This window comes from Streptomyces sp. 8L (assembly GCF_020176795.1).
GTDB lineage: Bacteria > Actinomycetota > Actinomycetes > Streptomycetales > Streptomycetaceae > Streptomyces.
The window spans coordinates 21,692-29,546 of the sequence record NZ_JAIUKE010000130.1 but is presented as its reverse complement, the minus strand read 5'-3'; the positions used below and the strand labels follow the sequence as shown (position 1 = coordinate 29,546).

Below are 7,855 nucleotides of genomic sequence, written 5' to 3'. Positions count from 1 at the left end.
GGCGGCGTGTGTTGAAGGCGCGGGCGGTTCCTGCTGGGCGCCGGCGCCCGCAGGGAGGGGGGAGGCGGCGAGGGTGGTGGTTGTGGTGCAGTACCGCGGGCGGGCCGGCCGGTAGGTGCGGCCCTGGGTGCGTCCCCAGCGCGGCCCGCACAGCATCACGGCCACGCTGGCGAGCGCGGCGGCGGGATTGCGGCCGTCGATGTGGACGTAGCGCAGCGTGAAGGCCGCGCCGAACGGGATGACGATCAGGACCAGGGCGTCGAGGAAGCCGTGCCCGCCCCACACGGGGCGGGTGGTGACCAGCACGACGGCCGAGACCACGATCGCGGCGAGCTGCGTGATGGTGTACGGGCCGAAGGGCAGCCGGATCGGCTTGCCGAAGCCGGTTTTGACGAGCCCGACCATGACGGGGCTGCGCCGTGCGCGGGTGTAGCAGCGGCCGATCAGCTCGTCCGGATCGGTCTCCGGGGCCGCGGTCACTGGTCGGCTCCGCTGAAGTGGCTTCCGCCGTGTTCGTAGTGGGTGATCGTCTGGGACGTCATATTGCCCATGAGGGTGATGCTCAGCGACAGGCCGACCACGATGCCCGCCAGGATGGTCGTCATGATCGTGGGCCCGGGAGCCCGTGTCTTGAAGGCCACGACCAGCACGAAGAAGACCGCGGCGAGCGGAATGAGGACGACGAGGATGAGGGACTTGGTGTCGGTGCCGAGGCCGGTGCCGACCTGAATCCAGTCGGTGGCCAGAGTCATGGAGGGGGTCACAGCAGGGTCCTTCCGGTGAGGGAGAGGCCGACTACGACGCCGAGCACCGCGCAGGTGACGGCGGTCGACCTGAGGAAGCGGAACCTGACGGCCACGACCGCCAGGAGCAACAGCACGGCGAGGGGGGTCAGGCCGTGGGCCAGGGACGTGAGCGCGGCGGGGAGGGGAAGGTGGATCTGGAGCACGCCGTCGACGGCGGAGAGGTGACTGCTCACTGCGCACCCCCTCCGGCCGGCGAGACAGGGGGCGCGGTGGCGGGGGCGCCGTCCAGCGCGGCGACCTCCCACCGGCCCGCGCGGGCGGCGAGCGTCAGCGCGTACGTCAGCGGCCGTTGGACGTGGTCGGCGCCAGAGGCGGTGATGGTGACCAGGAGGCGCGTACGTGCGCCGTTCGCGGCAGTGGCGGTCGCCTCAGGGTCCGCGACTGCCGTGCCGCCTTCGACTGCGATCTGCTCGACGGCGACGGTCGTGTACGGCGCGGGCCGGATCGGCTTGACCGCGGTACCGGGCGCCAGGATGCGGCTGATGTCGCCCTGCCCGGTCAGGTAGGCACTCAGGAACTCGCTGACGGTTTCGGTCCGCGGGTCCGACGGCGACGCCGGCTCCATCGGCCCGTACACCAGGGAAGGCGCCTCGATGCGCGGCGGCGCGGTCACTTCTGCGGGCAGGCTCAGCGCCACATACCCGGTCGCTCCCCCGCCGGCCGGCCCGGTCGCCACGGGTACCTGGAAGTACCGCAGGGCCCCGTCGTCCGAGGTGGACTTCTCGGGCTCGGTGACCCGGGCCGCGACGGTGACCGACCAGACGGTGTCCGCGGTCTGCCGCAGCCGCACGACGGTCGTCTGCTGTGCCTGGTGCGCGCCGGCGGTGCCTTGCAAGTCGAGGTCGGCGGCGGCCGGGTAGTAGGGGGTGAGCGTGGACTGGGAGTTCTCTCCGGCGCTGACGTACGCGTCGACGAAGAGGGTCGCGAACCCGGCGGCCCCCTGGCCGCCCGTCGGCGCGGGTGCCGAAGCCGTGGCCTCGGGCCGGACGGCCGGGGTCCTGGTGGAGGACACGAGGGCCACCACGGCGAGGATGGGGCCCAGCACGATCACTGCCCAACCCGCCCATCGCAGGATGCCGGTGGTGTGCGCGCGGCCGCCGACCGACCAGCCGCCGAGCTCTTCCACGACCGGCTCTCCGGTGTACGTGTCGTCCTGATCCTGGTCGTCCTGGTGGGCCTGGTGGTCGCCGCGCTGTGTGTGACTGAGCTTCATGCCGCACCGTCCGTACGCAGGTCGTGCCCGCACAGCTCGGCGACGCGTGCACGCAGCTCGTCGTCCGGTCGCGCCCGCAGGGCCTCCAGCGAGGCGAGCACGGAAGCTGCTTCATCGGCGAGCCACGCCCGCAGCCGCTCGTGGGTCTCCACGTCGAAGGGCTGATACACGAGGGCGGCGCCGAGCCGCACGAGGAGCCGCTGCGCGACGGTGACGCGCGCTTCGTCGGAGCTCAACCGACCGGTAGACGACGTGGCCACTGCTACTCCCCCGCTCACGCCGCGACCGTGGACTTGAGGCGGGCGACGGCCCGGCTGCGCCGCCGCTGCCACGCAGCCGGCGTACTGCCCTGCGCCTGGGCCGCCTGACGATCCGGGACGGGGACAGAGCGGTAGTGCCAGGCGATGGCCTGCCCGTCGGCGGGCGACAGCGCACCGCTCTCCACTGCCTCCAGCACGAGCTCCAGCAGTTCCAGACGCGCCGTGGTCGCGTCCGCGGCCGCGCCGGCTTCGAGGCTGGCACCGACGGCGGCCGTCCAGACCGCGTCGGCGTGGGCGTGGGCCTCAGGGCCTGGCCGGGGGTCGGGGACGTCCTGGGCACGCGCCAGGTCCTCGCCCTGCGCTTCCCGCTCCGCGCTCAGGTCGCGGCAGACCCGACCGAGCGCGTCGAGCGCGAGGTTCGCGGCAGGCCTTCCCGGGCGGCCGTGGATGCGGCCGGACCGGGCGACTTCGTACAGGGCGACGAGGGTCATGTGGCCGATGTCGTCGAGCGCGCGGCCTCCGAAGGGCCGAGCCTGGCTCCGGGTGATGCGCACGGCGGCCGGGATCATCGCCTGGACGACGATCCTCGCGGCGAGCACAGCGGACCGGTCACGGCCGGCCGCGCGCTTCAGCAGTGCGCGCAGGACGGCATCGGTCAGTTCGTCGCGCATGCTGCCGCCCGGCGGGCGCAGCGCGGCCAGCAGCTCCCGGGGCCCGAGGTCGTCGATCCAGGAATCGGTCACGGCGGCGACTCCGTCGGCGAGGTGATCGGTCACCAGCCAATCGGTCACGGCCGCGCGGACGTCGGCGTCGGCGCACAGGGCAGTCCAGTCCGCGTCCATGCGCAGGAAGATCCCTCCGGCCTTCGCCGCGGGGGAAGCAGGTGAATCGATGTCGAGCACGGCACAGCTCCTCTCGGAAGACGTGCCGTAACTCTCCTCACCGCGGGTTGCCCGACAGCTTGCCCGCACCACGAAAAGCGCAGATCACAGGCTTGCCCTTGGGACCGGTGACCGATGACCGCTCCCTGGGCAAGCCCAGTGACCGATGGGCATGCCCCGCGAAGACGCCCCCGAGGGCACCGGGCAAGCCTGCCGGAGGGGCGGGCAAGCCTGCCGCGAGAGACGCTGCGGCCTACGGGCGAGCTGGGCGGGTTGGGTGACCGATGGCGTTGGATCGGTCATGACCGATGACCGGTGACCGGCTGCCGGTCACGCCTCGGGCCCTACTCTCAACCGATCACCGGCACCGGGCCGACAGCGTGACCGGTCCCCTCGGGTGACCGCTCCAGCGACCGGTCATCGGTCACGGCCGGCTGCTGACCGAGCGCAGGTGTCCGCGCCCGGAGGACGCCTGCTGCTCATCCCGGTGAGCCTTCGCCTCCCGCACGGCCCGCTGCCCCGTACTGGGAGAAACCCCCAGGCGCCGTGCAACCTCCGCTCCCGACAACCTCCGGCCCGCGGCTTCCGCGTCGGACAGCCACTCGATGACCTGAGAGAGCCGCGCCCCGGACTCGTCCTCGTCCTGCTCCTCCTGGTGCTGGGGGAGCAACGCCGCGCTCGTCCCTGCGGCCGTGTCAGCCCAGCCCGCCTCCCCGGCACCGGACGGGGAAGAAGCCGCAGCGGCCGCCGTCCGCGACGCCGGGCCGGCGGTGGGCGCTTCCTGCCGCGCGTGGACCGGCTCCGCCGCCGGGCTCGCCACCGCGCCCGTGAGGTCGCCGGTGGTGCGCGGGGATGCGTCGCTCCTGCGGGCCCCGCCGAAGAAGGGATGCTCGTCGTCACCCGCCAACGAGACACTGCGGGACTCAGCCGGCTCCGCATCGATGCCGTGCTCGACGACGGAGGCGTGGCGCAGCTCCTGGAGCAGCGGCCTCAGGTCCTGTTCCGGCAGCGGCCCGCCCGTCGACTCATCCCGGATGCCGTAGCGGTCCAGGAGGTGCAACGCGAACTGCCGCGCGTTGGGGGTCTCGCCGTAAGAGGCCAGGTAGGTGGTGAACGCCTCGGCGTAGACCTCCGGGGTGTGCAGCTGCTCCCCCGCCGGCTCCTGCGGTTCAGGGGCCACGCCGGGCTCGGCACCCGTCGGCGGGGTGTCGAACTCGTCGAGGACACCTCGCGCCTCAGCCTGCGGCCGGGCAGGAGAGGGCATCTCGACGCGCGGGCTCTCGACGCTGCTCACTCCTTCGCGGGCGTGCCCAGGGGCCAGAGCCTGGTCGGCCGCTCCCCCGCTCTGGTGCTGGTGCGCGGCCATCTCCAGCTGCGTGGACAGGCTGCTCGCGCCGACCGCCGTGGGCGGGCCGCCGGGAGCCGGGGTGAACGCGGGCGTCGTCTCGATGCCCGCCGCCGCGAGGCCGTCCGACGCCGTGTCCGCCAGCGGCACACCGTACTTGGCGAGCCGCAGCGGCATCAGCGACTCCACCGGGGCCTTGCGCCGCCAGCCGCGGCCGAAGCGCGCCTGAAGCCTCGACTGGTAGATCAGACGGTCCTGTTCGAGCTTGATGACCTGTTCGTAGCTGCGCAGCTCCCACAGCTTCATCCGCCGCCACAGCAGGAACGTCGGCACGGGCGACAGCAGCCAGCGCGTCAGCCGCACGCCCTCCATGTGCTTGTCGGCGGTGATGTCCGCGATCCGGCCGACCGCGTGCCGCGCCGCCTCGACCGTGACGATGAACAGCAGCGGGATGACGGCGTGCATGCCGACCCCCAGCGGATCGGGCCAGGCGGCCGCGCCGTTGAAGGCGATCGTCGCCGCCGTGAGGACCCAGGCCGCCTGCCGCAGCAGCGGAAAGGGGATGCGAATCCAGGTGAGCAGGAGGTCCAGGGCGAGCAGAACGCAGATGCCGGCGTCGATGCCGATGGGGAAGACGAGCGCGAACTCGCCGAAGCCCTTGCTCTCGGCGAGCGCGCGCACCGCGGCGTACGAACCCGCGAAACCGATCCCGGCGATGATCACCGCGCCGGTGATGACGACGCCGACCAGTATCCGATGCGTCCGACCGAGCCTCATCGAGGACTCCCCCGCCTCCACAACCACGTAACCCTCTCCCGCCTCAGCTCCCTTAGCGGCCCCCACACTTTCACGGCTCATCCCGCAGAGACATGGAGATGCCGGTGGACGAGCGCATGATGGTTAAGACAACGACGTACGGCGGCGACTGTCCCTCCACGTGTGGTGAGGCAGCCGCCGCCGTTTCCAGTGGAAACGCTCAGACTGCCAAGTCGACGAACCCGAGGTGTGTCATCACCTTCCGGTAGTCCACAGCGGGCACCGAGTTGGGCAGAAGGATAGGCAAGGGCACCTCGTCCTCATAGATCTTCTTGGCGTCGGCCGAGTAGCGGATGTAAGGCAACAGCACGGAGCTGTACATCGCCTCTGCTGCGGCCGTGGCACGACGGGCTGCCGCCTCGTTGTAGGTCCGTGTCGGCGTGCCGGTGAGGAGCAAGTGGTTGAGCGTCGGCCTGCCGGGAACGGAGCGGCGGCCGCGGTTCTTGTCCCGAATGCGCTCCAGCTCGTCCGTGAGACGCTTGACCAGCTTGACGTCCTTGGGGTCGGCCTTGACCGACGGGATGACGGAGTCGTCTTCGTCCAGCATGCGCAGCACGGAGTAGGGCATCTTGCCGTAGCTCGCGGGGAAGTCCAGGTAAAAGACAGTGTCGTCGCCCTCGTAGGAGCGCAGGATCTCGGCAAACCAATCGTTACGGTCTGCGTCGTCCGCGATGGCGAGGTCTGCGCTGGCCATGGCTGGGCTGCTGGGAACGATGCGCAGGTTCGGGATGGGCGCGAAGTCCTCTTCGGGGTCGTCTCCGTCGCCGATGCGGTAGCGGGCGGGCAGCGCGACCTCGTCCAGGGTGGCCTTGCCGTAGAGCAGGTCGATCGCGGTCTTCTTGCCCTTGAGCGCGTCTTCGTCGTAGCCGAGGACGGTGGTGGACGACATGTTGCTGTCCAAGTCGAAGACAGTGCCGTCATATCCGCGCAGGGCAGCGGTGACGGCCATGGACGTGGCGCTGGTGGACTTGGTGGAACCGCCGCATTCGATGATGTACGCCCAGATGAGGGGCCAGTTTCGCCGCTTGGGCCGGAAGCGGGGGTCGACGGTGACGCTGGTGGTCTTCATCGAGTCTCTCCTGCGGCGACCAGGGGGAGCTCAGCCTTCTCCCACTCGGTCTGTGGTTCGTAGCCCGCGTGCTCTTGGAGGATGCGGACGTGGTTGCGCTCTCGGCTGCCCCAGGACTGCCGGCGGGCGGCGGTGCGGAGTTCGGCAGCAGCCAGAGCAGCGGCAAAGGCGGCGAGGCGCTGCGTCGTCACATCCTCCGAATCCTGTATGGCGGCGAAGTAGGCAGCGGCGTCTGGGGCGTCCAGGCCGTGGTGGCCGATCTCCTTCAGCCAGGCGAAGGCGCGCTGCTGCGCGGCGGATTGCTGCGGGGGTGCGAGCACCGCGGCGGTCAGCACGGACAGGATAAGGTCGCTGTTCCCCGGGTCAGCCACATCAGTGGACCTCAACAGGGCGCGACAGGAGACTTCTCGGGCAGCGGCGGCCACGCGGCGATCAGCTTCCTCCTTCTCGCGCCCCGATGGCTGCTTGGCCCCCTTCGGCTTGCGTGGGGTCGGCGGAGTGGGAGGCGCACCGTTTTCAGTGGAAACGGTCTCGGCCTCGTCTGCCGCCGGTTCTGCACCACCGTTTCCAGTGGAAACGGTGCTCACGGTTTCCGGGGCCTCATCCTGCCGCTGGCGGGCGAGGATCTGAGCCTGCGCCTCAGCCGGGTGGGCGCCACCGCGCACGAGGCCGAGGTAGTCCTCTTGATCGTGATGGTCCAGCTGCTGCGCCTTCTCCGCCGCGCTGACCCTGAGCGTCCCCTCTCTGAGCGCTTGCTGCACTGCGGGCGCGAGTTCCAGGAGCTTGATGCGCTTCCAGACAGTGCCCTTGGAAACAGCGCCGCTGGCGGTCTCTCCGACCTTCTCAGCGATCTGCTCGTAGGAAAGGCCAGCCTCCCGCAGCGCCTGGTAGTGCTCAGCCTCTTCCAAGGCGCTGAGCTGGGCACGGCGCAGGTTCTCGATCAAGGTGATGAGGCGCGCGTCCTGCACCTTGTCGTCACGCAACACGCTCGGAATGGTCTCCCAGCCGAGCTCCTGGCAGGCGAGCCAGCGATGTTCACCGAAAAGGATCACGTTCGGGGCGGTGATCTGGTCTCGGGTCTCCGGATAAGTCTCCAGCCAGACCTCGGCCTTGATGTGGGCGATGTTCTGGAGGAGGCCGACTTCCTTGATGGTGGCGGCGAGTTCCGGCACCCCCTTCTTCGCCCGCTTGTTGAACGGGTTGGGGCACAGGGCCGACAGTTCCAGATCCAGAGTGTCCCCGCTGCGGTCCGTGTCGGTGTAGAGGACCTGATCGGGAGCCACCTCGGGCTTGGTCTTGGTGCTCTTACGCTTGGGCCGTGGGAGTGTGCCTGCCATTGGATCTCCAGAGAGTCGGTACCGAACGAGACTAGCGTTTCCAGTGGAAACGCTGCCCATCCCCACCCTCAAAGCCTTCGCTCACCGCTCCCAAAAACGCAAAAAGCCCCCTCCCGTCCGGATTGAGT

General features: G+C 70.4%; 9 protein-coding genes. All 9 read right to left on the bottom strand.

What is annotated here, in order from left to right; genetic code table 11:
• A partial coding sequence (locus tag LCE31_RS12935) for a conjugal transfer protein (RefSeq protein ID WP_225014362.1) occupies positions 1 to 480 on the bottom strand: 480 nt, incomplete at its 3' end.
• Positions 477 to 764 carry a hypothetical protein gene (locus LCE31_RS12930; protein ID WP_225014361.1) on the bottom strand — a complete coding sequence of 96 codons (288 nt, stop codon included), beginning with the start codon at positions 762 to 764 and terminating at the stop codon, positions 477 to 479. The genes LCE31_RS12935 and LCE31_RS12930, both read right to left, overlap by 4 nt.
• Positions 761 to 979, bottom strand: coding sequence for a hypothetical protein (locus LCE31_RS12925; RefSeq protein ID WP_225014360.1), 219 nt, complete (start codon positions 977 to 979; stop codon positions 761 to 763). Before LCE31_RS12925 ends, LCE31_RS12930 begins: the two co-directional genes overlap by 4 nt.
• A complete protein-coding gene (locus tag LCE31_RS12920) occupies positions 976 to 2,019 on the bottom strand; it encodes a conjugal transfer protein (protein ID WP_225014359.1) in 1,044 nt (347 codons plus the stop codon). Before LCE31_RS12920 ends, LCE31_RS12925 begins: the two co-directional genes overlap by 4 nt.
• On the bottom strand, positions 2,016 to 2,255 hold the full coding sequence (locus tag LCE31_RS12915; protein WP_225014358.1) for a hypothetical protein: 240 nt from the start codon (positions 2,253 to 2,255) through the stop codon (positions 2,016 to 2,018). Before LCE31_RS12915 ends, LCE31_RS12920 begins: the two co-directional genes overlap by 4 nt.
• A 38-nt stretch (positions 2,256 to 2,293) precedes the next feature.
• Positions 2,294 to 3,181 carry a hypothetical protein gene (locus LCE31_RS12910; RefSeq protein WP_225014357.1) on the bottom strand — a complete coding sequence of 296 codons (888 nt, stop codon included), beginning with the start codon at positions 3,179 to 3,181 and terminating at the stop codon, positions 2,294 to 2,296.
• A 403-nt stretch (positions 3,182 to 3,584) separates the two neighbouring features.
• Positions 3,585 to 5,282, bottom strand: a complete 1,698-nt coding sequence (locus LCE31_RS12905; protein ID WP_225014356.1) for a DUF2637 domain-containing protein — start codon at positions 5,280 to 5,282, stop codon at positions 3,585 to 3,587.
• Between the two features lie 199 nt (positions 5,283 to 5,481).
• On the bottom strand, positions 5,482 to 6,390 hold the full coding sequence (locus LCE31_RS12900) for a ParA family protein (RefSeq protein WP_225014355.1): 909 nt from the start codon (positions 6,388 to 6,390) through the stop codon (positions 5,482 to 5,484).
• Positions 6,387 to 7,727 (bottom strand): ParB/RepB/Spo0J family partition protein, encoded by a 1,341-nt coding sequence (locus LCE31_RS12895; protein ID WP_225014354.1) that lies wholly within the window; start codon positions 7,725 to 7,727, stop codon positions 6,387 to 6,389. The genes LCE31_RS12900 and LCE31_RS12895 overlap by 4 nt, the downstream gene beginning before the upstream one ends.
• Positions 7,728 to 7,855 lie beyond the last annotated feature (128 nt).

Excerpts from the sequence above, each read along its gene's own strand:
- LCE31_RS12920 (WP_225014359.1), bottom strand. The coding sequence starts at position 2,019 with ATGAAGCTCAGTCACACACAGCGCGGCGACCACCAGGCCCACCAGGAC.
- LCE31_RS12905 (WP_225014356.1), bottom strand. The coding sequence starts at position 5,282 with ATGAGGCTCGGTCGGACGCATCGGATACTGGTCGGCGTCGTCATCACC.
- LCE31_RS12900 (WP_225014355.1), bottom strand. The coding sequence starts at position 6,390 with ATGAAGACCACCAGCGTCACCGTCGACCCCCGCTTCCGGCCCAAGCGG.
- LCE31_RS12895 (WP_225014354.1), bottom strand. The coding sequence starts at position 7,727 with ATGGCAGGCACACTCCCACGGCCCAAGCGTAAGAGCACCAAGACCAAG.